The 25,808-nt window shown below is 69.5% G+C and carries 26 protein-coding genes and 3 pseudogenes; 9 read left to right on the top strand and 20 right to left on the bottom strand.

The genetic code is table 11. From position 1 onward, the window contains the following. Positions 1 to 83: 83 nt before the first annotated feature. Entirely contained in the window at positions 84 to 314 is a 231-nt protein-coding gene (locus OHB41_RS45590; protein WP_266708411.1) for a hypothetical protein, read from the top strand. Here OHB41_RS45590 and OHB41_RS45585 read toward each other — a convergent pair. Both OHB41_RS45585 and OHB41_RS45580 read right to left on the bottom strand, forming a co-directional pair. After that, entirely contained in the window at positions 311 to 1,111 is an 801-nt protein-coding gene (locus OHB41_RS45585) for a transposase (protein WP_266707559.1), read from the bottom strand. The two genes, OHB41_RS45590 and OHB41_RS45585, sit on opposite strands and share 4 nt — an antisense overlap. Continuing rightward, positions 1,108 to 1,287, bottom strand: coding sequence for a transposase (locus tag OHB41_RS45580; protein WP_266707557.1), 180 nt, complete (start codon positions 1,285 to 1,287; stop codon positions 1,108 to 1,110). The genes OHB41_RS45585 and OHB41_RS45580 overlap by 4 nt, the downstream gene beginning before the upstream one ends. A gap of 456 nt (positions 1,288 to 1,743) precedes the next feature. Between OHB41_RS45580 and OHB41_RS45575 the strand changes: the two are divergent. Together OHB41_RS45575 and OHB41_RS45570 are read left to right on the top strand one after the other, a co-directional pair. Then, positions 1,744 to 2,585: pseudogene (locus tag OHB41_RS45575) on the top strand (IS5 family transposase). Between the two features lie 90 nt (positions 2,586 to 2,675). Next, positions 2,676 to 2,870 (top strand): hypothetical protein, encoded by a 195-nt coding sequence (locus tag OHB41_RS45570; RefSeq protein WP_266707555.1) that lies wholly within the window; start codon positions 2,676 to 2,678, stop codon positions 2,868 to 2,870. 229 nt (positions 2,871 to 3,099) lie between these two features. On the opposite strand, the gene OHB41_RS45565 is transcribed toward OHB41_RS45570, so the two are convergent. Next, a complete protein-coding gene (locus OHB41_RS45565; protein WP_266707553.1) occupies positions 3,100 to 3,330 on the bottom strand; it encodes a hypothetical protein in 231 nt (76 codons plus the stop codon). Positions 3,331 to 4,093: 763 nt separating this feature from the next. Beyond that, positions 4,094 to 4,381, bottom strand: a complete 288-nt coding sequence (locus OHB41_RS45560; protein ID WP_266707551.1) for a hypothetical protein — start codon at positions 4,379 to 4,381, stop codon at positions 4,094 to 4,096. Positions 4,382 to 4,394: 13 nt separating this feature from the next. On the opposite strand from OHB41_RS45560, the pseudogene OHB41_RS52460 reads away from it, so the two are divergent. Then, positions 4,395 to 4,451 (top strand): annotated as a pseudogene (locus OHB41_RS52460) (DUF3761 domain-containing protein); the annotation flags it as partial. 207 nt (positions 4,452 to 4,658) lie between these two features. Here the strand turns inward: OHB41_RS52460 and OHB41_RS52805 are convergent. Beyond that, a pseudogene (locus OHB41_RS52805) lies at positions 4,659 to 4,840 on the bottom strand (IS701 family transposase); the annotation flags it as partial. Positions 4,841 to 5,210: 370 nt separating this feature from the next. Here OHB41_RS52805 and OHB41_RS45555 point away from each other — a divergent pair. Both OHB41_RS45555 and OHB41_RS45550 read left to right on the top strand, forming a co-directional pair. Beyond that, positions 5,211 to 5,579, top strand: coding sequence for a hypothetical protein (locus OHB41_RS45555; RefSeq protein ID WP_266708357.1), 369 nt, complete (start codon positions 5,211 to 5,213; stop codon positions 5,577 to 5,579). A gap of 241 nt (positions 5,580 to 5,820) precedes the next feature. After that, positions 5,821 to 8,946: a discoidin domain-containing protein gene (locus OHB41_RS45550; RefSeq protein WP_266707549.1), complete on the top strand. Its 3,126-nt coding sequence runs from the start codon at positions 5,821 to 5,823 to the stop codon at positions 8,944 to 8,946. A 187-nt stretch (positions 8,947 to 9,133) separates the two neighbouring features. On the opposite strand, the gene OHB41_RS45545 is transcribed toward OHB41_RS45550, so the two are convergent. From OHB41_RS45545 to OHB41_RS45530, 4 genes are all read right to left on the bottom strand, one after another. After that, the gene (locus OHB41_RS45545) at positions 9,134 to 10,000 is read right to left on the bottom strand and encodes a carbohydrate ABC transporter permease (protein ID WP_266707547.1); all 867 of its coding nucleotides are present in this window, start codon (positions 9,998 to 10,000) and stop codon (positions 9,134 to 9,136) included. Between the two features lie 11 nt (positions 10,001 to 10,011). Next, complete coding sequence (locus OHB41_RS45540) at positions 10,012 to 10,959, bottom strand: carbohydrate ABC transporter permease (RefSeq protein ID WP_266707545.1); 948 nt, start codon at positions 10,957 to 10,959, stop codon at positions 10,012 to 10,014. A 12-nt stretch (positions 10,960 to 10,971) separates the two neighbouring features. Continuing rightward, on the bottom strand, positions 10,972 to 12,315 hold the full coding sequence (locus tag OHB41_RS45535; protein ID WP_266707543.1) for an extracellular solute-binding protein: 1,344 nt from the start codon (positions 12,313 to 12,315) through the stop codon (positions 10,972 to 10,974). Positions 12,316 to 12,710: 395 nt separating this feature from the next. Further along, positions 12,711 to 13,760, bottom strand: coding sequence for a LacI family DNA-binding transcriptional regulator (locus OHB41_RS45530; RefSeq protein ID WP_526025108.1), 1,050 nt, complete (start codon positions 13,758 to 13,760; stop codon positions 12,711 to 12,713). Between the two features lie 231 nt (positions 13,761 to 13,991). On the opposite strand from OHB41_RS45530, the gene OHB41_RS45525 reads away from it, so the two are divergent. Continuing rightward, positions 13,992 to 15,860: a glycoside hydrolase family 2 protein gene (locus OHB41_RS45525; protein ID WP_266707539.1), complete on the top strand. Its 1,869-nt coding sequence runs from the start codon at positions 13,992 to 13,994 to the stop codon at positions 15,858 to 15,860. A 66-nt stretch (positions 15,861 to 15,926) separates the two neighbouring features. On the opposite strand, the gene OHB41_RS45520 is transcribed toward OHB41_RS45525, so the two are convergent. After that, positions 15,927 to 16,358 carry an ankyrin repeat domain-containing protein gene (locus OHB41_RS45520; RefSeq protein WP_266707537.1) on the bottom strand — a complete coding sequence of 144 codons (432 nt, stop codon included), beginning with the start codon at positions 16,356 to 16,358 and terminating at the stop codon, positions 15,927 to 15,929. A gap of 11 nt (positions 16,359 to 16,369) precedes the next feature. Then, on the bottom strand, positions 16,370 to 16,681 hold the full coding sequence (locus tag OHB41_RS45515) for a hypothetical protein (RefSeq protein ID WP_266707535.1): 312 nt from the start codon (positions 16,679 to 16,681) through the stop codon (positions 16,370 to 16,372). A 317-nt stretch (positions 16,682 to 16,998) separates the two neighbouring features. Here OHB41_RS45515 and OHB41_RS45510 point away from each other — a divergent pair, with 317 nt between their 5' ends. After that, complete coding sequence (locus OHB41_RS45510; protein ID WP_266707533.1) at positions 16,999 to 17,136, top strand: hypothetical protein; 138 nt, start codon at positions 16,999 to 17,001, stop codon at positions 17,134 to 17,136. A 59-nt stretch (positions 17,137 to 17,195) separates the two neighbouring features. Here the strand turns inward: OHB41_RS45510 and OHB41_RS45505 are convergent, their stop codons facing one another. The 5 genes from OHB41_RS45505 to OHB41_RS45485 form a co-directional block, all read right to left on the bottom strand. Then, positions 17,196 to 19,091, bottom strand: a complete 1,896-nt coding sequence (locus OHB41_RS45505) for an SMI1/KNR4 family protein (RefSeq protein ID WP_266707531.1) — start codon at positions 19,089 to 19,091, stop codon at positions 17,196 to 17,198. Positions 19,092 to 19,544: 453 nt separating this feature from the next. Then, positions 19,545 to 19,685, bottom strand: a complete 141-nt coding sequence (locus OHB41_RS45500; protein WP_266707529.1) for a hypothetical protein — start codon at positions 19,683 to 19,685, stop codon at positions 19,545 to 19,547. After that, on the bottom strand, positions 19,682 to 20,608 hold the full coding sequence (locus OHB41_RS45495; RefSeq protein WP_266707527.1) for an RNA polymerase subunit sigma-70: 927 nt from the start codon (positions 20,606 to 20,608) through the stop codon (positions 19,682 to 19,684). The genes OHB41_RS45500 and OHB41_RS45495 overlap by 4 nt, the downstream gene beginning before the upstream one ends. Further along, positions 20,608 to 21,162 (bottom strand): dihydrofolate reductase family protein, encoded by a 555-nt coding sequence (locus OHB41_RS45490; RefSeq protein WP_266707525.1) that lies wholly within the window; start codon positions 21,160 to 21,162, stop codon positions 20,608 to 20,610. Before OHB41_RS45490 ends, OHB41_RS45495 begins: the two co-directional genes overlap by 1 nt. A gap of 370 nt (positions 21,163 to 21,532) precedes the next feature. Beyond that, positions 21,533 to 21,748, bottom strand: coding sequence for a tautomerase family protein (locus OHB41_RS45485; protein ID WP_057602221.1), 216 nt, complete (start codon positions 21,746 to 21,748; stop codon positions 21,533 to 21,535). A 167-nt stretch (positions 21,749 to 21,915) separates the two neighbouring features. Here OHB41_RS45485 and OHB41_RS45480 point away from each other — a divergent pair, with 167 nt between their 5' ends. Next, positions 21,916 to 22,830, top strand: a complete 915-nt coding sequence (locus OHB41_RS45480) for a helix-turn-helix transcriptional regulator (RefSeq protein WP_266707520.1) — start codon at positions 21,916 to 21,918, stop codon at positions 22,828 to 22,830. A 39-nt stretch (positions 22,831 to 22,869) separates the two neighbouring features. Here OHB41_RS45480 and OHB41_RS45475 read toward each other — a convergent pair whose 3' ends face one another. From OHB41_RS45475 to OHB41_RS45460, 4 genes are all read right to left on the bottom strand, one after another. Continuing rightward, entirely contained in the window at positions 22,870 to 23,001 is a 132-nt protein-coding gene (locus tag OHB41_RS45475; RefSeq protein ID WP_266707518.1) for a hypothetical protein, read from the bottom strand. A gap of 248 nt (positions 23,002 to 23,249) precedes the next feature. Further along, positions 23,250 to 23,909 (bottom strand): NADPH-dependent F420 reductase, encoded by a 660-nt coding sequence (locus OHB41_RS45470; RefSeq protein ID WP_323138609.1) that lies wholly within the window; start codon positions 23,907 to 23,909, stop codon positions 23,250 to 23,252. Positions 23,910 to 23,987: 78 nt separating this feature from the next. Beyond that, a complete protein-coding gene (locus tag OHB41_RS45465) occupies positions 23,988 to 24,926 on the bottom strand; it encodes an SDR family oxidoreductase (RefSeq protein ID WP_266707514.1) in 939 nt (312 codons plus the stop codon). 93 nt (positions 24,927 to 25,019) lie between these two features. Beyond that, positions 25,020 to 25,652 carry an NADPH-dependent F420 reductase gene (locus tag OHB41_RS45460; RefSeq protein WP_266707512.1) on the bottom strand — a complete coding sequence of 211 codons (633 nt, stop codon included), beginning with the start codon at positions 25,650 to 25,652 and terminating at the stop codon, positions 25,020 to 25,022. Between the last annotated feature and the right edge of the window lie 156 nt (positions 25,653 to 25,808).

Genomic DNA, 25,808 nt, shown 5'->3' with positions numbered 1-25,808 from the left:
GCCTCGCAGGAGGGAGTGGGACGCCGGGTGCCCCGCGGCCGTCGAGCCGTGACGGCCTGGGTTCCTGCGGGGCGCCCCGCACGGTGGCTACACCCGAGTACCCCTGGCCGCTCGTGGCACACACCACCGGCCAGGCGTGCTCACCCGCGCGGATGTCCGGGCACGTGGCGGCCCCGGGCCGTGGTCACGTGCGCACCTGGGTCGTCGTCCTGATCGGCCTCCTCGGCTTCTGGCACTCGCACACCTTCCTGGCCCCCGCCATCGAGTCCGGCACGCGCTCCGGAGTGAACGTCGTAAACCGCCCACACACCTAGTAGTGCCTGGTCAGGTTGATATGAGGTTCGGCGTGTCGCGGTGACAGGTGGGGCAGGCGCCGCCGGTCCAGAGTGCGAGGAGTGACTGCAGTTCGCGGGCAACTCGGTAGAGGCTCAGGCCGGCGCCGTCTCTTTTGGGGAGCGGGTGATGCGCTGGAGGGTGCAGAAGGCGTGTGCGACGGAGACGAGGGTGACGTGGTGTGCCAGCCCCGCCAGGTGCGGCCTTCGAAGTGGGTCAGGCCCAGGGCCTGTTTCATCTCGTGGTAGGCGTGCTCGATGCGCCAGCGCAGTTTCGCGGTGCGCACGAGGGTGGCCGGAGGGGTGTCGGCGGGCAGGCTGGACAGCCAGATCTGCACCGGTTGGCTCGGTGGCGGGCCATTCGGCCAGCAGCCACCGCACGGGCAGTTCAGGGCCGTCGTGTTCTTGCGGATCTCGCGTCCGGCGGGCCTGATCCGCAGGGCCACGAAGCGTGAGTACATGCGCTTCAGCCCGCTGCGGCCGGTGCAGGGACGGGAGCCCTCCTGCCCCTGCACCGGCCGGGCGGCCTGTCTGCCGGCCGCGATGACCAGCCTCTTTACTGTCTGCGCCGGCTCGGGGTAGACCGGCTGGGGTCTTGGGCCGCGGCCGCCGTAGGGCGGGAGGTGCGGGCGTGCGTCTTGGGGGTGGGCGGTGGTGGGGATGCCCCCCCGCATAGGCGAGGCCGGCGTTCCTCCAGGCCGAGGCGGAAGGCTGCCGTGGCCGCCGTCGGCGACGACGAGCGGAATGTCGATGCCCCACGATCTCGTCTCGTCGATCATGTCCAGGGCCAGCTGCTACTTCTCCACGTGGCCGACGTCGGCGGGGATGCCGCGGGGGTGCGGCGGGCGATTCTGGCCGGATCGGCTTTCGGCGAGGCGGGATCCCAGCTCTCGGGCAGGAACAGCCGCCAGTCGACAGCCGCCGAGGCATCGTCGCAGGCCAGGTGCAAAGACACCCCTTAGGTCCTCGAACATGAGCCGCTGCGGGGTGGTGCCGCGCGTCTGACCGCACGACGAAGGCGCCCTACCGGATGTGGGGCGCCTTGCGCATCCCATCAGCTCAACACTTGCCCGGTAGGGCGGCTGGGGTGTCGCATGCGGCGGCAATGTCCAGGCCATCAATGAAGGCTTGATTGAACGCAAGGTTGTCGAGCGTCTTGCACACTCCGGGTATCTTGGGGTCGTCTTAAGTGGGCATTTAGAGATGACTTGTGTCGGTAAGTGACTTTCGCGGCCGTCACGCTTGGGGTGTTTGTCTTATATGCGCACCCTCGCGTCCATCGGGCTGCGGACTTGCCCGCCCGTTTGCTCCGGTTCTCAAGCATGAAGTCCGTCTGGTTTGAAGATCAGGCAGAAACGCCCAGCAGCAGCGGAACAGCGCCGACCACCGCAATCCATGATCACGCTACGGCGTGAGCCAGCGGAAGCCGTACCCCAGCGACCTGTCCGACGCCCGATGGGCCTTACTCGAACCGACATTGACGGCCTGGAGAAAGGCCCGACTCGACCGCAGGCCCACCGGGCAGCCGGCCAAGGTCGACCTGCGCGACATCTTCGACGCACTCCTCTACGTCAACCGCACCGGAATCCCCTGGAAATACCTCCCGCACGACTTCCCGAACCACGCCACCGTCTACGCCTACTACGCCGCCTGGCGCGACGAGGGAATCCTCACCCAGCTCAACCACGACCTCACCGGCCTGGCCCGCGTGAAGGAAGGACGCAAGCCCGAACCCACCGCGGCATCCTCACCGACACACTCGGCCTGCTCCTCGCCGCGACCGTCACCGCCGCGCCAGGGAACCGACGCCGCCAAGAAAATCGTCGGCCGCAAGCGAGGTGGTCAGGGGCACGTTGGTGGAGGTCTTCACGCTCTGGGTGTCGATCACGGACGAGCCTGTCCGAGAACGCCGTGGGAATCCAGCTCCTCGACCAGGCCAAAAAGACCTACCCGACCATCTCCAAGAGCTGGGTCGACACCGGCTTCAAAAACGCCGTCATCGAACACGGAGCCAAGCTCGGAATCGACGTCGAAGTCGTCAATAGAACTCCGGGAGTTCGCGGCTTCCACGTTGTCAAAAGGCGCTGGGTTGTCGAGCGAAGTATTGGATGGATCATGATGCACCGGCGTCTCGCCCGCGACTACGAGACGCTGCCCGCCAGCTCCGAAGCCATGATCCACGTCGCCTCGATCGACAACCTCACCAAGCGCATAATGGACGAGACGACACCCACCTGGCGAGGAACATACTAGGAGATAAACGGCAATCCACCTAGATCAAACGCCCTCTCAGGCGGCCCTGTCGTCCCAGCCCGGTGTGCCCCTGTTCCGTCCAACTTCCGTGTGTCGGACAGTGATTGTCTCGCCTACCGGTTCGGGAACGCCGCCGACCGCCCTGACGGGGTGCCTCAGTATCCGTCGGACACGACGGACGCGGAGTGGGCAGTGGTGCGGGAGGCGGTGCCGGCGCGGCTGGAGGGCCGGGGCGGGCAGCCGGAGGGCTACTGCCATCGGCGGGCAGTCGACGCGATCCGCTAGGTCACCGACACGGGATCAAGTGGCGCTCCATACCGGCCGGCTTCCTGGCGTCGGACCGCGTGCATGCCTTTTTCCGCAGGCGACGGGCGAAGGGCCTAGCCAAGGAGTTCGACGACCGGCTTCGCGGCGGGACCCGCCTGGCCGAGAGCCGCGAGGCGGAGCCGACCGCGGCCAACACCGACTCGTAGTCGGTCAAGGGCGCCGCCTCGGTGCTGGCAGCATCACGCGCCTACGACGGCGGCAAGGACGTGTTGCGCGAGTCGTGGTCGGCATCCACCCAGGGCGTGAAGCGCGTGCACTGGTGGCCGTCGCGGGTCTCGACGGCGGACGGCAGCGGGTCGACGGCCGCGCACAGCGGCAGCGGTGCGACGTACCGGGCGGAGTCCTCGGCTGCCGGGGTCGTGAGGGGCGCGACGAGGAGAGCGGCGGCGGTCAAGCCCCGCAACGCGATCTTGAGCATGCTGCGTTGATACCGGCCGCGCGGCGGGCCGCGGCAGGGAACCGCGAGAACGTCACCCGGGTGAGCGGAAGTCATACGAGCGCCGGGGCAGCCGCATGGCCTCCCGTGGGGAGCCGGGAGGTGCGGCGGGCCCTGCTTCGCGGCAGCCGGCAGGGCCCAACAAGGGCGCTCACCCAGAGGATTGGCGCGGCGCCCGCATGGACACCATGCACCACAAACCAGCCAGGAGGATAGACGCTGGCCGAAACCAGTTGGCTGCCGGTGCCACCAGCGATGATTGCTTCATGTCGACCACCGTGCGGTACTGCGAACTCACCTGAACAGGCCCCGACGACACCCCGCGTGCGTCGGGCGCCAGCTGCGAGCGGGTCCGCGCCGACAACCGGAAGGCACCCGCCGGAAGCAACGGGTACAGAGATGTGAAGATCGCGTCGGTTGAGCCGGGACCTCCCGCAGTCGCGCTGACGTGCACCGAAGCGGCCATGTCGGACTCGTCTGCCCATCCGTGAACGGTCACAAATGTGTCACCACCACCGCAGGGCACTCACACGTTCTTCACAGCGCCCGTTACGGTCGCCTCACTACGAACCATCCTTGGGGGGACCATGTCGTACAACCAGCCTCCGCCGCCGCCCGGTTACGGGCCGCCCGCGCCATTCACGCCCTCCCCACAGCCGGCGAGACCGAAGTGGGCCCGGAAGCGGTACATGCTGCCCGCCGTCGGCCTCGCGTTCATCCTCGGCATCGGCGCCGGCGGGAACAGTCAGGACAGCAACACCACGAAGGCCGCAGCGAACAAGGTGCAGCCTGCCGCCACCGTCACGGCAACAGCCACAGTCACAGCCACGGAGACCGCGACACCGAAACCCGCCCCCACGGTGACCGCCACGAAGACGGTCAAGGTGAAGGTGACCGTCACCGCGAGAGCCGCCTCCGTCAGCGGCTCCGGTAGCGGTTCGGCCGGCGGATCATCTGGGAGCGGTGGCTCAAGTTCTTCGGGCGGCTCCAGCGCTGCCGGAAACGGTGCTACCGCTCGCTGCAATGACGGCACTTATTCCTTTGCCGCACACCATCAGGGCGCCTGCTCGCACCACGGAGGCGTGGCTGTCTTCTACAAGTAGGCCAGGTCGCACGGGCATCCATCGGGAACGCGCCGCCAGACGTGCGAGCGCCCGCCCCAGCTTGGGGCGGGCGCGAGGCTGGGCGTCGAGTAGCCGGCCCGCCGTGCGGCGGCCCGTCGGACGAGACACCCGATGCGTGTGTTCTGCCCTGCGGGGGAGGGAAGCCGGGGCCGGGTGAAACGGCCACGGCGGCGGCCTGGACCACCTGCGGTTCTCGTTGATCCGCACCTTGGTGGTGCAGGCGGCTGCCAGAACGTAGCCGATTCCGCGCGCCGCAAGGGCGGACCGAAGCTGTGGGTCCTGGCCGTGGACCTCGTCGCCGGTCACCATTTGGAGGAGCATCCGGCGTCCAGGGCCGCTTCGATCATCTGCCAGGCCAGGCGGGGTTTCGGGTGGCGAACTCGACCTCCGTCGCCCGCGGTTCCACTCGGCGCAACCGGCCCGCGACGCGGGCCATGACCTGGTCCAACATCGCCTGCCGACGGGCCGCGTCCACGCTGCGGCCCGCGCCCATCGCACGGTCTTCAGGAGTCCAGACAACCTCTGATGATCACGCGTTGGCCGTTCTCGTACTCACCCGGGCCCAGCGCACTAGCGCGAGGGCCGACCGGATGGGGATGACGCGTCCCGCCCGAGGCGGCTGATCCACCGGTCAATTCCTTTGCGCGACCGAGCAAGTCGCCCCTAGCGTGCGAGCGCATAGAAACCGCGGGCCAGGGCCGCGAGCCACACGAATGAGGAGCAACCGCCGTGGGAATCATGGTCTCGATCAGGGGTTGGCTGGAGTGCGACGACCGACAGTTGGCCCAGGTCAAGGAGATCGTGGAAGCAGACGATCCGGAGCGCACCTACAGCGGCGGCTGGGCCTTCCCCGCTCGGCAGTACAACAGCGGCGGGTGGGCCTTCTACGGGGGCAACATCCGCGCGGTGTCCCTTGACTGGTTCGAGGAGAGGTTGCGTCAGATCGCCCAGATCCCGGCCTCCTACCAGGATGACGAGTACGACGAGAGGCCCCGGGGGCTGTTTCTGGTCAGCCACGACGTCAACGGCATGAGCGAGTGGAGGGTCTACAACGGGAGCCTTGTGGTCGGCCTCCCGGATGGGGATTACCACTACCTCGACGCCTAGCCAGATCACGAAGTCGCACTGGGGTATCAGGCTGTCTAGGCCTTGCAGTTCACAAGGCCGGTACGAGGCCGATGAGACCGGCAGGGCGCGGGCCCACGCGTCCTCGGTTTCGAACGGGGCTGCCCTCGCGCACCGCGGGGAGCAACGGTCACTCCTGCCACGCCTCTTGACGCACGGACGATTCCGGACGAAGAATTTCGGTCATCTGCTTGACAACGTTGTCTTACGAAAGGCGCCCAGCGTGCCCGATGCATCCCTGCATGTCGACCGCCGCCGTTTCGTCCAGCTCCTCGGCGCCGCCGCGCTCGCCGCAACCGTCCCCGTCACCCTCGGTGGCGGCACCGCGCGCGCCCAAGGACGCCCGGGCACGGCGCCCGACACCATTGCGGACACCTACTACCGCGTCCTGTTGAACCACACCCACTGGTCCGAGACGCAGTGGGACGAGGCCCGCGGGTACTACACGGACAAGGACTTCGGCTTCGCCGTGGTGCTCGGCAACGCGGTGCTGCTCACGCACGGCAGCTACGACGGCGACCGCGCCGGGATCGACGAGAAGACGCTGAAGGCCCGGACGATAGCCACGATCCAGCACTTCGCCGCCTCGAACCGGCTCACGGGCGGCACCCAGTGGGGCCGAACGCTGTTCTTCGACACCACCTTCCAGCTCTACTTCGTGCTGGCCGCACGGCTGTTGTGGGACGAGCTCGATGAGGCCACCCGCACCAACGTCGACACGATCGTCCGCGAACAGGCCGCCTACGCCACGGGTTTGGGCACGGGCGACGACCCGAACTCCGGCGGCTGGACCCCGCACGGCCTGCTCGGTGGCCACGAGGGCGACACCAAGCTCGAGGAGATGGGTGTCTACGCGCAGTCCCTGGCCCCCGGGCTGGCCTGGGCCACGGACGATGCGCGGCATGCCGACTGGGACAAGGCCTTCGGCACCTGGGCACGCAACGAGACCGGTCTGCCCCAGGCGGACCTGGTCAACCCGGCCCGTGTCGACGGCGTCCCCGTGTCCGACAACACCGCTCGCAACCTGTACGACACCTTCATCGTCGAAAACCACGGATCCTTCGGCCCGCACTACCAGGAAGAGCTGTGGCGCACGTCCGGCCGCAACGCCGCCCACTTCATCACCGCCGGGCGCCCGTTGCCCCAGGTGCTCACCAACCAGCCGAACGCGGACAAACTGTGGCGCACCCTGCTCGGGGTGATGAGTGACGCCGGCGAGCCGCTGATGCCGATGGTCAACGACCGCGAGCACCTCTACGGCCGGGACGTCATCCCGCTCGCCTTCCTCGCCCAGGTGGTCGGCGACCGCGCGGCGGCCCGGGCGGAAGCGGCGCTCGCGGAGCGGCTGGAGGCGTACCAGAAGTACCCGCCGGAGTACCGTCTGGCGAAGTTCTCCGGCGAGCCGAAGTACGAGCCGGAGGCACGCGCGGAGGTGGCCATCAGCTACCTCCTGCACCTGTGGGCGTCGGCCCAGGGCCGCACGGTGCGACCCCTGACCGCGGAGGAACTGTTCGAACACGCCTCGGGCGTGACCGACTTCGGCACTGTCCCCGGTCTGGTGTCCCACCAGTCGACCGGCGCCTGGGCGGGCGCCGTGACCAAGCCGGGCTTCGTGAAGTTCGCCTGGCAACCGGCCCACGACGACTGGCTGTTCAAGCTCAGTGGCGCCAACCCCATGTTCCTGCCCAGCACGGCGGCACAGGTGACCGGCCGTCAGGTGCGCACGTACAGCAGGCTCCGTGACGGGTTCGACGGCAGCGCCACCATGGTGCGCCTGAGCACGGGCCGTGCGGGCCTGACCACCTTGCCCTCGGGCGCCGTCGTCTACGCGACGACCGGCGTCGCGGAGGGGGAGGGGCACCTGGAGGTCCACAACCTCACCATGCCCGGCATGGCGGGCCTGACGGGTTCGCGCACCTACCGCTTCGAGGAGGGCAGCGCCACGGTGACCGCACAGGACGCCCGACCGGCCGCCGCCACCCCGCGCGTGGACGAGGTTACCTTCGCGAAGTCGGAGGTCAGGCAGTTGCGCATGGTCGGCGTCCTGCCCGACCCGACGTACGGCTACTCCCTCTACGCCTTCGAGGTCCGCGACGGTTCGGACGGCGCCGACCTCGCCCGGAACGGGACGGCGACAGCGTCCTCGTACGACCCCGGCAAGGAGCCGGCACTCGCGGTGGACGGCAACGCCACGAGCCGATGGGCGGTTTCGAAGGCGGACCGACCCCGGGCGGACAGCTGGATCGCCGTCGACCTCGGAGCGACGCACGCCGTGGACCGTGTCACCCTCCGCTGGGAGGCCGCCGCCGGACGGGCCTACACCGTGCAGGGATCGACCGACGGCCGGCAGTGGAACGACCTCGCCTCCTGGCCCGAACCCGACGTCTCCAGCAAGGGCGGCTGGCTGGACGTCGACGGCCGAGCCGGCCTCGTCGTGAGGGGCACCGAGCAGCCGCTCGCGGTGTACGGCGACACGGTCGTCCTGGCCGACGGCCCGGCGTCGCCCCTGCTCGCCGAGGGCTATCCCGGCATCTCCACCGACAAGCTCCGCGACCTCGCCCGCCGTGCCGCTCCGCAGGCCCAGGACGATAACGTCCGCGCGGCTCTCACCGAGGATCACCTCAGCCTGTTCAACCTGTCCGACCAGCAGGTGACGACGCGCATCGACATCCCTCAATCCGGCTCGCGCACGGTCCTGTTCGAGGGACTCCAGACCCTCACCGCCCAAGGCAGCGCCTACGAGGCCCACCTTGACGCCGCCACGGCCGAACTGCTGCCTCCGCGCATGGTGGTGAGCCCACTGTCCGGAGGAAGGCTGCCCGCCGGACTCCGGGCGGAGGTCGTCGACGCCGCCACGGTGCGGCTCACCGGGCCGTCCTGCCGCTTCCGGGTAACGGCGCAAGGCCGCAGCCAGGTGACCCAGGTCCGCGCCCGCCGGACCACCACCGTCACTCTGCGGGGCGTCGAGGTCTACCCGCTGGACGACCTCGCCCTGGGCCGCACGGTTTTCCCGACCAACCCGCTCCCGCCCGGCATGTCGGACCCCTCGGCCGCCGTCGACGGTGACCCGCATACGGCCTGGACACCCGGCCCCAACGGCCGCATGGTCGTCGACCTCGGCGCCGAGCGCCCCGTCCTGGAGATCCGCACGGAGTGGACCGGCGGTCACGTCCCCAGCCTCAAGGCGGAACTCAGCAGTGATGGTCTTGCCTACACGCAGGCCGGCCACCTCACGGGACGCGGCACGAGCCGCCGGCTCACCACCAACGGCACCGCCCGTTACGTGGCACTGGCGACCGACGCGGGGCAGCGGGACGGCGCCCGGCTGACCAGCCTCTCCGTGCGCTGACCGACGTCTCCACCGCTGACCGCAACCCGACAGCGGAATTCCCGGGACCGCGACGGGAGTTCTCGCCTCAGCGGGGCGCCGAGGTCGTTGTGTCCTCCGGCCGCGAACGCCGCCGCGGCGGTGCCGTCTCCCGTCCCGGTCTCCCGGCACGGGACGTGGCACCGCCGCGATGGCGGGGTCGGGTCCGTCACTTGATGCCCGTCGTGGCGATCCCCTGGACGATCTGCCGCTGGAAGACCAGGAAGACGGCGATGAGCGGGATGAAGCCGAGGACCGAGGAGGCCATGACCTCGGCGTACTGGGGGCTACTGGGGTCCACCAGCGAGGCGAGGCCCACAGGGATGGTCTGGGACTTGGTCTGGCTGAGGACCAGTAGCGGCCACAGGAACGAGTTCCAGGAGCTGATGAAGGTGAGAATCGCGACGGTGGACACCGCCGGGCGGCAGATCGGCATGCAGACGTTGGCGTAGATGCGCCACCAGCTCGCCCCGTCGATGCGGGCCGCCTCGATCAGCGCCGTGGGGATGCCGCGGAAGAAGGAGTGGAAGACGAACACCGAGATCGGTGCCGCGACCGACGGCAGGACCAGCGCCCAGAACGTGCCGAGCAGGTGGAACGACCGGTACTCGATGAACTGGGGCAGCACCAGCGCCTCGGTCGGCAGCATCAGGCCGGCCGTGGCGACGGCCACGACCAGGCCCCGGCCGCGGAAGCGCAGGAAGGCCAGCGCGAACCCGGCCATCGAGCAGAAGGCCACCGTGAAGACCACGGCGAGCACCGAGATCACCAGGCTGTTGAGGTACCAGGTGCCGATCGGATGGTTGCCCCAGGCGGTCGAGTACGCGTCCAGCGACCAGCCGCCGGCGAAGATGGACGTGGGGCTCTGGGTGATGGACGCGTCGTCGCGCAGCGAAGTGATCAGTGCCCAGACGAAGGGCACCAGCCAGATCAGGGCGAACAGGGTCAGGCACACGGCGCAGAGCCGGTTGAAGAGCTTGGCGCCGTTGACCGCGCCCTTCGGTTCGGCGGCCTGCGGCTGGGTGATGGTGGTCATGGGTCCTCCGCTCAGGCCGCGCTGCTGGTCGCGCGACGGCGTCGCAGCCCGTACCAGGCCGCCGAGATCGCGACGATGATGACGAAATACACCATGGTGGCGGCAGCGCCGTAGCCACCCCGGTAGGCGGTGAAGCCGGTGTCGTAGATGTACTCGATGACCGGTCGGGTGGATTGGTTGGGTCCGCCGCCGAGCAGCTGGTAGATCTGGTCGAACACCTTCAGCGACGCGAGAATCTGAAGGATCAGCACCAGGCTGGTGGTCCGGCCCAGCAGCGGCACCGTGATGTGGCGGATCTGCTGCCAGGGGCTCGCGCCGTCGATCGCCGCCGCTTCGTAGACGTCCGCGGGGACGTCCTGGATCGCGGCGGTGTAGAGGACGAAGTTGAAGCCGAACGTCCACCACACGGTCATCAGCACGACGGCGGTCCAGCCGCCCGAGGTGCTGCCGATGAAGTCGGGCACCGGCAGTCCGACGGCGTCGAAGACCTTCGGTATGAGGCCGATCTGCGGGGTGTACATCCACAGGAAGACCAGGGTGACCACAGAGGACGGCACGACGTACGGCAGGAAGAAGGCGATGCGGTAGAAGAGCCTGCCGCGGCGTACGCGCGAGGCCAGGATGGCGACGCCCAGCGCGAGGATCACCAGCGGGGGAGTGGTCAGCAGCGTGAAGAGCACCGAGTGCCACATGCTCTCCCAGAAGAGGGAGTCGGCGAGCACCTCGCGGTAGTTCGACAGGCCGACGAAGTCCCCGAGGCCGCTCTTGACGGTGGTGGTGTTGAAGAAGCTCAGCACCACACCGACGAGCAGCGGGCCTACCAGGAACAGCAGGTAGATCACGAGGAAGGGGGCGGTGAGCAGCCTGCCCGCCCGGCGTTCGGAACGGGTGGGCCGGTCGGCGGCGAGGCTCGTGGGGGATGCGGCGGGTGCCGGTCGCGTCGAGACGACGGTCGTCATGGTGACTGCCTCCTACTTCATCGTGACCGGCGGTCGGGACGTGGTGTACCGCTTCAGAGCGGAGCGCATCGCGGCCACCATGCCCTTGGGCGTGACCCGCCCGGCGAGCGCCTCGATGACCGTCCCGCCGATCACGCCCTGGAAGTCCGAGCCGGCGCCGGTGTACCAGGCCACCGGGTCGTACTGGGCGTCGAACGCGGCCTGCACGTAGTTGCGCTGGGGCGACTGGTCGAGGAAAGCCTTGCTGTGCTGCGTCGGCAGCCAGGCCGGGATGTGCCCGCCCTCGGACCACACCGCGCTGCTGTCGAGCAGGCTCTTGACGAACTTCGCCGCGTTGCGGGTGCGGGTCTCGTCGCCGCGGTCGTTGCGCGGCAGGATCAGCGCGTGCGAGTCGGCGTACGCCACCGGCTTCGAGCCGAGCAGCGCCGGGAACGGCACCACGTTGAACTTCAGGTTCTTGACCTGGCGGTACGTCGGGATCTGCCACTCGCCGTCGAAGAGGAAGCCGGCCTTGCCCGTGCTGAAGAGGGCGTTGGCGCCCGCACCGGTGAGGTTCTTCGGCATCAGGTCGGGACCGGTCAGACTCTGCATGAAGGCGACCGTCTCCTGCGTCGCCTCGTCGTCGATGGCGATCTTCGTCCCGGAGTCGGTGACGATCGGGCCGGCGAGGCCGGAGTAGATCATGCTGAAGAAGCGCCAGGCCGTGGACGGGTCGGCGGTGATCGACATGACCGCGCCGAACTGGGCGCCGCCCGCGTCCTTCATCGCCTTCACCGCGTCGACGAAGTCCTCCTTGCCCTTGAGGGGCACGAGACCGTCGCCGGCGTAGTTCAGCAGGCCCGCCTTGCGGGCGATGTCCACGTTGTAATAGAGGACGAAGGGGTGCGTGTCCAGCGGGACCGCGTACGCCGTGCCGTCCACGGTGGCCTTCTTCCACGCGGCCGGGGTGAACTTGTCCTGGGTGACACCCAGTTCCCCGAGGGGGGTCCGCTCGATCGGCTCCAGCAGGCCGGAGGCGGCCAGCAGCGGAAGCCGCGAGAGGTGGGTGATGCCGACGTCCGGCGGGGTGCCGCTCGCGGTGGCCAGTGCCAGCTTCGTGTAGTACGGATTGCCCCAGCCCAGGATGGTCGCCTCGACCGTCGTGCCTGGGTTGGCCTTCTGGAACGCCTTCTCCATCAGCACCATGTTGGCGCCGTCGCCACCGGTGAAGAGGTTCCAGAAGATGACATCCGCCGTGTTCGGCTGCGAGCCCGTCAGGCCGGACGCGAGCGGGGAGGAGCACGCCGCGAGCCCTCCGGTCAGGGCAAGGCCACCGCTGAGGGCTAGAAACCGTCGGCGCGCCATCGCTCCGCTCATAGGGGTATTCACCTCGTTAATTCGATGTGAACTCGATGGCGCAGACCTTGGCACACGTTTTGCAACGATGCAATAGATCGATGAGAAGAGGGCCGCCGGGCCGGTGTCGTGGCCCCGCCGCCCCATCTCTCGCGACCTCGTCGAGCCCGGTTCCGCGACCTCTTCGAGGCCGGTTCCGCAGCGGCGCTGGGCGTGGTTCCTGGGCGGCGCGCGCGCCTCGCCGCGCCGGTCGGGGCTCGGACCGCATTGCCTCACACCCTCACAAATCGGGCATCGATGGGGCGCGCGCCGATGCGCCCGCCTCGCCCGACTCACCCTGCCTCTGCCGGGCCGTCGTTCACCGCGACGGGGGTCACACAGCGACAGGCGTCACATCGCGCGCGCCGGGTCCCGGCTCACTCCCGCACGGGCCCGCGGCGCGAGGACTCCCGGACGACCAGCCGGTACGGCGTCGCCTCCTGGGGGGCCGCCACAAGCTCTCCCACCTGCGTGTCCTCGCCCGATACGGGCTCCTCGAGCCCTCCGGGGGACTGCATCTGTTCCTCCAGCAGGACCAGCGAACGCTCGGCGATGGCATCGAGGTCGGGGGCGATGGAAGTGAGCGGCGGGTGGGTGTAGGCCGACTCCTGGATGGCGTCGATGCCGACGACGGCGACGTCCTCGGGCACCCGCACCCCGGAGGCGTCGAGGGCTCGCAGCGCGCCGACGGCGAGCGCGTCGTTGAAGGCGAAGATGGCGTCGGGCAGCGGGCCGTCGCCCTCCAGCAGCTCCCGCACGGCCTCGTAGCCCTGCTCCCTGGTCCAGTCCTCGACCGGTACGACCAGCCAGTTCACCCGCCGCACCCGGGCGGCCGACATCGCCTGCTCGTACCCCTCGGTGCGCTGGCGGCCGTTCTCGCTGCCGTTGCGGCCGAGCGCGACGATCCAGCGGCAGCCCTGCTCCAGCAGGTGCTCGACCGCGGTGCGGGCAGCCTCCACGTTGTCGATGCCGACCCGCGGGAACTGGTCGCCGACACTGTGCTCACCCAGCATGACCAGCGGAAAGTCCGGCCTCTTGGCGGCGTTGTCGCTAGCCGGCAGGGTCAGGGCGCTCAGCAGCACACCGTCGGCGACATTGGTCAGGCCGCCCTCGAGGATCCGCCGTTCCACCTCGCTGTCGCCCGCGGTCGACTCGACGAGCACCGTGATGTCGCGCCGGCCCGCGGCCCGGATGACGGCCTGGGCCAGCTCGGCGAAGTAGGGCTCGGCGACGAACGGCACCGCGAGGGCGATGAATCCCGTGCGGCCCGAGCGCAGGCCGCGGGCCAGGTAGTCCATGCGGTAGCCCAGCTCGTCGAGCGAGCGCTGCACCTTGGCGCGGGTGTCGGGGCTCACGTGCGAGTAGCCGTTGACCACGTTCGACACCGTCCGCACCGACACCCCGGCGTGCTCGGCCACGTCCCGCATCCGCACTCTGGCCACTGGGGCCTCCTTCCCGTCGCACCCGGCACTCAGAGCCTGGCGGTGGCCCCGATCGGGCGCCCGACAGGCTCTCAGAGTCTGCCGCACCGGGGAGCCCCGACTCGCCGCCGCGTCTCACCAGGTCTTGCATCGATGCAAACGATCACTCATGATGACAGGGCTTCGACCGTAGAAACGCCTATGCCGGGAATTCCGGAAAAGGCAGGAGGAGGATCCGTGAGGGCGAGCGAGCAGGACGGGACGTATCCGAGGCCGATCCTGCGGCGGGAGCGGTGGCACAGCCTCGACGGCGTCTGGGACTTCGGGTACGACGACGCCGGCGAGGGCGAACGCGACACGTGGTTCTCCGAGGAGCCGAAGGGTGCGTTCGACCGGGAGATCACCGTCCCGTTCCCACCCGAGGCCCCCGCCTCCGGCATCGGCGAGACCGCTCCGCACCCGGTGGTCTGGTACCGCCGCCGCGTACCCCACGAGGTTCTCGCCGTCAGCGGCGGCGACCGGGCGCTGGTGCACTTCGGAGCCGTCGACCACCGGGCCAAGGTCTGGCTGGACGGCCGGCTGGTGGCCGAGCACGTGGGCGGCCAGACGCCGTTCACCGCCGACGTGACCGATGCGCTGCGCCCCGGCGCCGCCGAGCACGTGCTCGTCGTCCGCGCCGAGGACGACCCGGCCGACCTGGCACAGCCGCGCGGCAAGCAGGACTGGCAGGACCGGCCGCACGCGGTCTGGTACGAGCGGACCACCGGCATCTGGCAGACCGTGTGGACCGAGACCGTCGCGGGTCAGCACGTCACCGACCTGGCCTGGATCCCCGACCCGGCGCGCGGCGTCGGGGCCGAGATCACCCTGGCCTCGGTGCCGGCCGCCCCGGTGAGCGTGGAGATCGTGCTGAGCCTCGACGGCGAGGTCCTCGCCGAGTCCACCTCCCTGGTACGCACCCCGCGCAGCCGCATCGACCTCGTCGTGCCCGCCCTGCGCAACGGCATCGACCGTGAGGACCTGCTGTGGAGCCCGGAGCGGCCCACGCTGATCGACGCGCGGGTGACCGTCCGCGACGCCGCCACCTCCGGGGTGCTCGACACCGTCGACAGCTACGTCGGCCTGCGCAGCGCCGGCGTCGGCGGGGGCGCCTTCCTGCTCAACGACCGCCCCTACTACGTGCGTTCGGTGCTCAACCAGGGCTACCGCCCCGACACCCTGATCGCGAACTCCGGCACCGCCGAACTGCGCCGCGAGGTCGAGCTGATCAAGGCGATGGGCTTCAACGCCGTCCGTATCCACCAGAAGGCAGAGGACCCGCGCTTCCTGTACTGGGCGGACCGGCTCGGCCTGCTGGTGTGGGGCGAGACCGGCGCCGCGTACGAGTACGGCACCGAGGCCGTGGAACTGCTCACCCGTGAGTGGCTGGACATGGTGCGGCGCGACCGCAGCCACCCCTCTGTCGTCACCTGGGTGCCGGTCAACGAGAGCTGGGGCTGCTCCGACATCGCCAACGACCCGGCGCAACAGGCGTACACGGTCGCGCTCGCGAACTTCACCCGCGCCCTGGACCCGACCCGCCCGGTCATGTCCAACGAGGGCTGGGAGCACACCGACAGCGACATCATGGGTGTGCACGACTACTCCTCCGACCCCGAGTTGCTCACCCGCCGCTACGGCGACGCCGCCGGGTTCGAGGCGCTGCTGGCCTCGCCGGGGCCCGCCGGGCGGACCCTCTCGCTCGACGCACGGCAGACGGAGCGCTACCGCGCCGGTGAAGCCCCGCTGATGGTCACCGAGTTCGGCGGTCTGTCCGTGGGCGCCGAGGAGGACGAGTTCTCCTACACGCGGACCAGCTCCGACACGCAGTACGCCGCCCTGCTCGGCGACATCTTCGGGGTGCTGCACACGAGCCCGATCGTCGCGGGCTTCTGCTACACGCAGTTCATGGACACCGCCCAGGAGACCAACGGCCTTCTCTACACGGACGGTTCACCGAAGCTGCCGCTGGAGACGATCCGCCGCATCGTCACCGGCACCGAGCCGGAGCCCGAGGAGAAGGCCGAATCCCCGGCCGTGGCCGACCAGGGCCTGTTGCGAAGCTGACTCGTGGGGAGATCCAGCGCGGTAGTCGGAGCGCTGCAGTCGGAGCCCGGATGACGAACGGGGATGCTACGGAGTTCCCCCGGGGGTAGCTCCCGCCGCGAGGAGGAGATCGGCACTTTCGGGATGGGGGCCGTGGTTCGCCCACGTCAGGGGGGCCCATCCCGTGCCGTGATCCTCGTGAAGGTTCGCATCAGCGCCGTGCGCCAACAGTTCGCGCACCGTTTCGGTGTGCCCCCAGCACGCGGCCGCGCACAAGGGCGTGCCATCCGCGCCGAGTCCGCTGCTCTCGGCGTTCGGGGAAGACCCAGCCGCCAGCAGCAGACGGACGATCTCGGTCTTCCCGTTCACGGATGCCTCGTACAGAGGCGTGGTGCCCTCGCTGTCCGCGTGATCCGGGTCGACTCCCGCCCGCAGAAGCGCCTTCACGACGGCGGTGTCACCCCTGGGAATGGCTGCGAAGAGACGTCGGGTGAGCTTCTTGCGCCGCCGCTGGTTCATGGGGGCCGAGGCTAACTTGAGTTTTGACTTGCTGACGGTTCCATGTCCCAGCGGAACCACGCGCGGTCCTGGTCGATGTGAAGGAGGTACTCGGCAACGGGCCCCGACAGTGACACCACGGTCAGGGCACTTTCGATGCGATCGTAGGCGTTGTCGAACCGTTCGAACTCCTCCGCCTCGACGCGGGCGTTGACCTTGTCGAACCAGGGCCTGAACTGGCTGAAGGCAGGCTCTGGGAGGAAACGTCCATGCTGCCAGGGCATGCCGGCCTCGTCGACGTTGATCGTGCCGATGAGGGTACTGCCCCGCTCCAGAGCCGCCACTCGCTGTCGGGATCGGTCATCCTGGCCCCATGGGATTGGTTCCTACGGCTTCATCGCGTGGCCGTGCCCAGCACGGATGTCAGGCTCGCAGAGGCTACGGAACACATGCGGCACGGCACCTCGCCGGGGCGGAGTTCCGAAACCTACCCAGGCTCATCTCCCGGCTGCTCATCAAGGCACTTCTCGCATAGCTACGGCAGACAGACATGTACCGGAGAGTGACGGCCCGTCTGGGCTTACCGCGGTACATGCGTGCAGCTCAACGGCGACAACACGGCCGTCTCTGCTGGAGCGGCCCAGGCCGCTGATCAAGGTGGATGGCTACAGACGCCACCTGGCCGCAGCCAGACGAGAACAGGGCTCCGACCACGGATGACACGGTGCCGCAGCCGGTCCTCACGAAGGTCGCCCAAGAGGTCGGCGCAGCAAGCGCCCGCGCGATCAACCTGAGCTGAGACCACGGCCGGCGTCCCGGGCGGGCCCGCCTTCCACGGGGGTGCGGGCCCGCACCCGCTCAGGGCCGGTGCCGTACGAAGCTGGCGTAGGCGAACCCCTCGCCCGCGCGTGGCGCCCGGGTCCAGGACCGGGTAGTGAAGGTGCGGAGCCTGCCTTGGGTGAGCGCGAAGCGGGGGAGCGAGAGCCCGAGCTCGGTGTGCAGGGCCTCCAGCACACGCAGCTCGTTGTCCAGTTCGGTGTCCTGCGGGTGGAACAGCCGTGCGGGGTCCAGCGTCTCGGGTATTGCGCCGGAGCGCTGGATCTCTGTACCCCGCACGGTGAACGCGTAGAGCTCCTCGCTCTGTTGGGCCACCGACAGGTGGAATGCGGCCGGGTGGTCACCCGGCGACGAGCGCCTCGGCTCGCGCCACACCACCACCACGCGGCCGGACGAGGAGGCAGCCGGAGCGGGGGACAGGAACAGCTTGTTCAGGTGGTGGGGGTGGCCGTCGAAGGCGAAGACCCACCCTTCGGCGGTGCGGCCGACCGCGACCACGGCCCGGTCCTCCCAGAGTTCCACGCCCTCCCGCTCGCGAGGCCGGGGCGCCCGCCAGGACGCCTCACGCTGATCCGTGGGCGCGCTCAGTGCGGTGCCTTCCTCCCCGATCAGGGCGGGAAGTCGGGCGGGATCGATGCCCTCCACCCAGACACAGCGGTATCCGTCGAGCGGCCGCCATCCCGCCGCAGGCTCTGCCAGCCAGGCGAGTCCCGGCGGGTCGAGGTCGGGCACCGGCTCGGGAGCGGGACCCCGCTCCCCGGCCCGCGGTGTCGCGAGGATTTCCCGCCCACGCTCCGGGGTGATCAGCGGACCCAGGACCGGATCGGCGAGCAGGCCGATCGGGGCGATCAGCAAGGGCCCGGGAGCCTCCCACAGCGGGAGCGCGTCCCGCAGCACCCGCCACGCGGCGTCGGTCGCCCCCCAGCAGGCTGATTCCCGGGCCTCGGCGACGGCCCGGCCCCATGGACCGGGAGGCGTGTAGTGGTGGGTGCCGTCCCGCATCGTGCTCAGTACGGCCTCGACGGTCTTCCGGGCGGCCCCGCGGGCGGTCATCATCCCGAGCCAGTGGTCATCCCCGCCCAGCCGCCATTCGCCGCGTGCCGGCGCCATGGCATGCACGGGCAGAAGCTCGGGCAGGTAGCGCGGGTCGGCCACGAGGTTGCCGTAATCCCGGGAACTGCACGGAGCCAGCAGATGCCGGAGCTGGTTCAGGAGGACGGCGCTGCGTGGCCGTCCGAAGGACAGTGCTTCCTCGAGCAGGGGCAGGGCCTCCTCGTACCGTCCGCGCAGGGCCAGCAGACGGGCCTCCTCCACATGGGCATCCTGGGCCCGCGTGGTCGTGTTCACGAAGTCGGGCCGCTCCACTCGGTCCGAGTGGAAGCCGCGGTACATGGCCTCCATGTACGCGCGGAACGACGGGTAGCGGTCTGGCAGTTCACCGCCCCAGCCCTTGTAGAGGTAGAGCGCCCACTCACCGTCCTGGTCACTGTCGCCCGGGTCGAGCAGGGCGTACGACATGTCGGAGTCCGTCTCCAGCCGTAGCGCCCGTTGCCACATCCCAGCCAGCAGGATGTCCTCCTCGCGCGAGTTGTCGCCCAGGTTCTCCTCGTACAGCGGGGTCATGTCGAACGGATCCTGGAACCAGTCGATGTCCGCGGCGCCGCCAAGCTGATAGACCCCGGCCGTCTGGTCCACGTGCCACCCGTCGCTCACGGCCAGGAACTCCCGGTACGAGGGCGGCAGCCGCCGACCCAGCCGCTCCTTGGCCGCGGCGATCGCGGCCTCGTCCGCCGCTGGCCTGCCGGGGCGGACGAGGGAATGCCCGCCGTCCTCGTCCTCGTCCTCGTCCGCGCGCGGAACCCACTCCTCCTGCCACCGTCCCAGGAACTCGTGCCAGTTGAAAGACTCATCACTCATGGCCGGATGGTGTCATCCGGCACCGACAACGGTGTCGGCCCTGTTCTCGTCTGGCTGCGGCCAGGTGGCGTCTGTAGCCATCCGTCTTGATCAGCGGCCTGGGCCGCTCCAGCGGGGACGGCCGTGTTGTCGCCGTTGAGCTGCACGCATGTACCGCGGTAAGCCCAGACGGGCCGTCACTCTCCGGTACATGTCTGTCTGCCGTAGCTATGCGAGAACCGGGCCACCAAGGCGCTGAGCCGCACAGCGGCACCACGGCGGTAACGATCTTGAGACCGATGTTAAAGATCAAACTAAGGGCTGTCCCGTAATCCCCGGTGGGCGCACGACGACAGCTACGGCACCTCGCCGCCGGATCGCCCGAATACGTCCAGTATGAGGACGACCCTCCGCCTCGCGATGCACCGCATCTGACGCCGCGCGCTGATCCACCGGAAATTAACGGGACAGCCCTCAGCGACCGGACACGCGGCGGCGCCAGTCATATCCGTTCTCCTGTTCGTCGGTGCTGCCAGGTCGGCTCCAGCCGTAGACCGTGATCCTCCGGGCGTGGTGGTCCGATCCCGCGAGGCCGCCGCGGGCCTTCGCGGTCATACGAGCGCGGGGAATCCGAACCGCTTGACGAGCGCCGGATCCCCGAACGCGTTGATGCTCGCGATGCCCGTCGAGGTCACCGTGAGCACGAGGATGCCGTAGGGCCGCCCCTGGTGGTAGCCGACGGCCGCGGGCCGGCCGTTCGCGCTGGTCGGCAGCAACCGCCAGTCGCCCGGCGAGCCCAGGACCTGCCGCACGAGGTGGGGCACACAGGTGGCACGCCCGGAGAACCATGTGCGCCAAGGCGTCGCCTCGACCCTGGCATCAACGCGTAGCAACTGTTCGAGGGCGGCTCCGTCGGCCTCCTCGACGGCCGCGATGTACTGGGCGAGGACGTCGCTCAGGTCGCCGGGATCGACCGCTTCCTCGACATCGGGAGGCGCATCGTGCAGTCGCGCACGCGCACGCTGCAGTGTGCTCTTGACGGCTGCCGTACTGGTGCCCATCACCTGCGCGACGTCCGACGCCGGCCACGCCAGGACGTCCCGCAGGATGAAGACCGCCCGCTGGCGGCCTGGCAATTCCTGGAGTGCGGCGATCAGCGCGATGCGCAGGCTGTCGCGCGCTGTGACGATCACCGCCGGGTCGAGCATCGAGGTGGGAACGGGTTGTACCCATGGTGTTCCCGCAGCCGTCAGCGAGGCCAAGGGGTCTTCGGCGGGGCCGCCCAGGCCCGACGGCAGGAAGCGCCTACTGCGGTGCGACAACGCGGAGAGGCATGCGTTGGTGGCAATGCGGTAGAGCCAGTTGCGCACCGACGATCTGCCTTCGAACGACTCAAACGAACGCCAGGCACGCAGGTAGGTCTCCTGGACGACGTCCTCGGCGTCGTCCACCGACCCGAGGATGCGATAGCAGTGCGCCAGCAGCTCGCGCCGGTAGGGTTCCGTGTCCGTTGCGAAGTCGGCCATGCCGCGCGCCATCACGGAGCGTAGGTGAGCGTGACGACGCCTGTCGCACTCGGGGTCGCGGCGACGAATCGCAGCGAGCGCGGCAGCGCGGTGTCGAAGAGCCTCCTTCCCGCGCCGACGACAACGGGGTGGACGCCGAGGTTCAGTTCGTCGATCAGGCCGTGCCGCAGCAGCGTTCGCATCAGGGTGAAGCTGCCGTACATGACGATGTTGCCGCCGCGCTCCTGCTTGAGCTTCGCGACGGTCTGCGCCGCTTCACCGGTGAGGGCGGTGGCCTTCCAGGGCAGCGGTCCGCTCAGCGTGCTCGTGACGACTGCCTTGGGCAGGTTGTTCATCGCCTCGGCGTACGGTCCGGTGTTGCTCGACCAGGCCTTCTCGAGGATCTCGTAGGTCACCCGTCCCAGCAGGAAGGTGTCGCTCGCCAACAGAGCGTCGGTGGCCCGCCGACGCGAGAGGTCGTCGAAGTACTCCAGCGCCCAGCCGCCGCCTTCGATCTCGCCGAAGCCGCCCGGATCCTGGACCACGTTGTCGAGCGTGACGAACGCTCCCGCGATGAGCTTGCGCATGTCGGTCTCCGTCCTCAGGACCGGCTGTTCCGGACCTGTGGAATGAGGACTCGGGTCGGCTCCGAAACGAATCGGTCGGCATGCCGGGGCGGTCGACGATTCGCCATGGCGGGGTCGAAGGGGTCGGCGTCGACCGCGGTCCGCTGAACGGCGGCCGCCCTGCCCGGGGCCGGACGCGATCGCCCCCGAGCCGGCCCGGATCGCGGGCACGGTCGGGGCGAGGACGATCGCCGAGTTCACACGCCACGGGCGGTGGCGCGTGCCGGGACGCGCCCCTTGCGCCGTGGGGGGTGGCCCCGTCGAGAACCGTGCCGCCCTCCACCGGGCGACGAACGAGGCCGCGCCACACGGGCGGTGACCGGCCGGCCCGTCACTCCTGCGGCGTCTGCCGGATCTTGGCCAGCGTCAGGACACCGCCGCCGATGCCCCATCCGGCGTCGGCGACCTCTTCGACCAGTACGAGGGTGGTGGCCCGGGCGCGGTCGCCGAAGATCTCGGCGTACAGGTCGGTGGTGCGCGTGATGATCTGCTCCTTCTGCTCTGCGGTGAGGGCGCCGGCGGGGACCTTGAAGTTCGCGAACGGCATGGTGCTCTCTCTTCGTGCGGGGGCGCCGGTGCTGCTCACAACGAGCAGGAGGTCGACCCGGAGGGGAGTAACGATCCGTCCGAGTCACCTGCTCCGGCCAGGGCTGAGCCCACCCAGGGGTCACCAGCCCCTGGCTCGGACCTCGTCGGAGAGACGACGATGAGCGGGTGAACCTTCCCGAGCTCGCAGCGTTCCTCCGGTCCCGGCGTGATCGGATCCGGCCCGCCGATGTAGGCCTGCCCGCCGAGCCCCGGCGCCGGGTGCCGGGCCTGCGGCGCGAGGAGGTTGCGCAGCTGGCGGGCCTGTCGGCCGACTACTACACCGAGCTGGAGCGCGGACGCGGCGCCCAGCCCTCGCCCCGGACACTGGCCGCCCTCGCCCGGGCGCTGCGGCTGGGCGGCGACCAGCGCGACCACCTGTTCCATCTCGCCGACCGACCTCTGCCCGCATCGACGCACGGCGCGAGCGCGCGACACGTCCAGCCCGCCCTGCTGGGGCTGCTGGACCGGCTGGCCACCACCCCGGCCCAGGTCATCACCGACCTGCACGAGACCCTCGTCCAGAACGAGCCGGCCGCGGCACTGCTCGGCCGGGCTCCGGAGCCGCGCGGCCCCGCCACCGGCTTCGCCTACCGCTGGTTCACCGATCCGGCCTCCCGGGCGGTCTACCCGCCCGAGGACCATCCGCACCACTCACGGGTCTTCGTCGCCGACCTGCACGCGGTAGCCGCGCGCCGGGGCCGCGACACCGAGGTCGCCCGGATGACGGCCGCACTGCGGCAGCGCAGCGCGGAGTTCGCCGCGCTGTGGGACACCCACGACGTCGGCCTGCGCCGCACCGATCACAAGCGCATCGTGCACCCCGCGCTGGGCGTCATCGAGTTGGACTGCCACAGCCTGTTCAGCGAGGACAGCCGCCAGCGACTCCTGTGGTTCACGGCCCCGCCGGGCACCGAGGGCGCAGCTCAGCTTGCACTGCTCGGCGTCATCGGCACCCAGGACATGGCGGCGGCCGAGGGAGCCTCCCGCACCGAAGGCGACGTCCAGGCGGGCCGATACCCCTCGCCCGGTCCACTTGCGTGACACGGCCGCACTATCGCCGCTCGGCGATCTCCCGCAGGCTCAGTTCCTGTCGCGGAGGTGGAGCACGGCGGCGAGCATGGCGTCATCCGTGACGGGGCCCCGCCGATCGACTGCTGCCACCCCGATCGTCTCGTCCGAGCTGTCCGGCAGAGCGCTGAGGCTGTCCGGCACTACGGCAGCGTGCGGGACAAAACCACCAGCTAAGGAGGCCAACACGAATCTGCGCGGGCAGTTGGACGCCCGGGGAGCAGTCCGCGACCTGGCCCAGCGACATCGAACCTGACTCCGCGCGACGAGACGCAGGGGCAAACCCTTCGCTGGATTCGACGCCTTTGCGTGCGAAATATGCCCCCGCCCAGTATCCACCGGGCGGGGGCATGGCACGGCCGGACCACATCACGGTCCGCCATAATCGACGGTTACCGCGTTGCGGTGGCCAGTGCCGCGTGAATGGCGTCCTCGCCGACCGGCTGGCCCTTCTCGTTCGAGTACGGCCCGTACGGTGTTCCCCACACAGGCGTGCCCGTCGCCTGCCGCCAGCTGTCGGACAGCGTTCCCGCGTCTACCACGCTGAAGCCGATGGAGTCGATGAATTCGGTCACCGCCGCCTTTGCCGATGCGGAGTCTCCGGCGATCGGAAGGTAGGAGCGGTCGCCCGCCCGTGCCGGGCGGGCGAGTGACAGCAGGTGCTTGAAGAAGATGTTGTTGAACGCCTTTACGAGCAGGGCGTCGGGGACGTACCGCAGGAGCAGCTCGCTTGAGCTGAGGGATTTGCTGTCGAGCTCGGGGATGTGCCCGTCACGCTCGGGGCCGTAGTTGCAGGTGTCTATGACCGTCTTCCCGGCCAGTGGCGCGGCGGGCACGTGGGGGAAGGCGCTGACCGGCACCGTGACCACGACAATGTCACCGGCCGCCGCGGCCTCTTCGCTCGTCGCCGCGGACGCCCGCGGCCCCAGTTCCTCGGCCGTGTCCACGAGCGTTTCGGGACCGCGCGAGTTGCTGAGCACCACCTGGTGCCCGGCCCCGACGGCGAGTCGCGCGATGGTCCTGCCGATGCTTCCGCTTCCGATGAAGCCCACAGTCGTCATTGTCTCAACGTCCTTCAGAAAAGCCGAACTTGCCGGTTGCCGGGCTCGTTTCGGTCCCGGTTCCCGCCGTCAGCCGGCGGGGAAATAGTGGCCGTTGTCCATATCGGCGAGCAGGCCGGGCTGGGAGGGTTCCCAACCGAGGGTCCGGCGGGTGACGAGGTTGGACGCTGGGTAGCTCTGCGTGACGATATTCGTGAGGAACCCGAAGTACCCCGGCGTCATCAGGGCATCGTTGGGAACGCTCACGGCGGGCAGGCCCAGACGGCTGGCGATGGCCTCGGCGATCTCGCGGAACGGGATGGCCCCGTCCCCGACCGCGTGCCAGTATCTGCCGGCTGACCCCTTCTCCAGCGCCAGGCGGAACAAGGTGGCGGCATCGCGGATGTGCACGGCGTTCCACAGGTTCGCGCCGTCGCCGTGGTAGCCGACGAACCCCTTCTCCTTCGCGAGCGCGATCAGCGTGGGGAGGAAGCCGACACGATCGGTCGTGCTGTGCGCGATGTTGGCGATCCGCACGACCGAGGACCGCACCCCCTGCTCGGCGAGGTCGACTACGGCCCTTTCCACGACGTTGCGGATTCGCAGGGTGCCTTTGTGCTCCTCGCCGGCGGGGAGGGCCGGGTCCTCCTCGGTGGCCGACCGGCCCAGGTGCTGCCCGGGTGAGCCAATGCTCCCCGCCGTGACCAGCGGCTTTCCGGTTCCTGCCAGTGCCTCGCCGTACGCGAGCATGATCGGGAGCTCCGCAGCGGCCACGGCGTCCATCCCGCCGGAGGGCAGCAGATCCTGCCTGTGGGCCACGTGGATGACGCCATCGGAACCCGAGGCTGCCTCCTTGAGCCCGTCGAGATCCTGGACGTCGCCGCGACGCACCTTCGCGCCGAGCGCGGACAGGGCCGCCGCGGCCGCGTCCGACCGGGCCAGGCCGGTGACCTCGTGCCCGGCGGCGATGAGCTCGGGGATGATGTACGAACCGGAATGGCCGGTCCCCCCAGCGACGAATACGCGCATCTGATTGTCCTTGTGAGGGTAGGTGCAGGGTCTTTTTCGGGCCGCAAGTGAACTGGCATAACGCGGCACGAAAGGTGTGGGTAAGGGGTGTGCTCAGCCGAGCAGGGCGATGCCGAGGGAGAAATTGGCGTGCTTGACGGAGTGGTTCATGAGGCCCAGCTCCAGCAGGCCGGCGTTCTCCAGTGCCCGCGCCATGAACAGTTCCCCGATGTCCCAGGGGCGCAGCCCAAGGCTCTCGACGAACGTTGACACGCGTGCCTTCGCCTGCGCGTCGTCGCCGGCGATGAACACGTCCAGAGGGCGATCCTCGGCCGGGCCGGCCGCCAGAACGTGTGAGAACACAGTGTTGAACGCCTTGACGACATACGCGTCGTCGGGAGCCGCCTTGGCGATCTCCTGTGCGCCAGAACTGTCGTCGGGGACGACGAAGCCTTGAAGGTCGGGGGCTACGGGGTTGGTGACGTCAACGATGATCTTGCCGCGCAGTACGTCCCCGTACTCCCTCACCACCGCCGCCGCGCCGGCGTACGGCACGGCGAGGACAACGATGTCCCCGGCCGGGGCGGTGCCGGCCGTCCCGACCGTGGCGCCACCGAGCGCAGCGGCCAATTCCTTGGCCTTGGCCTGGTCGCGGCCGATGATCTCGACGGCGTTACCGCCGGCGAGCGCCCGGCCGGCCAAAGCACGGGCCAGGTTCCCCAGGCCGATAATGCTGATGCTGCTCATTGAGTTCCTGCTTTCTGGAGCTGGATAGGACGCCAGGCCACCCCGTCGTTGTCAACGGTTGTTTCGTCGACGCCGTCGAATGACGCGATGGGGGGCGTTCAATTCCTGATGTGCTCATTCTGGGCCTGGGTCCTCCGACGTCGAATTCTTGTGCCG

This window comes from Streptomyces sp. NBC_01571 (assembly GCF_026339875.1).
GTDB lineage: Bacteria > Actinomycetota > Actinomycetes > Streptomycetales > Streptomycetaceae > Streptomyces.
Note: the sequence above shows the minus strand (reverse complement) of the source record. Positions and strands in the feature narration are given on the sequence as shown.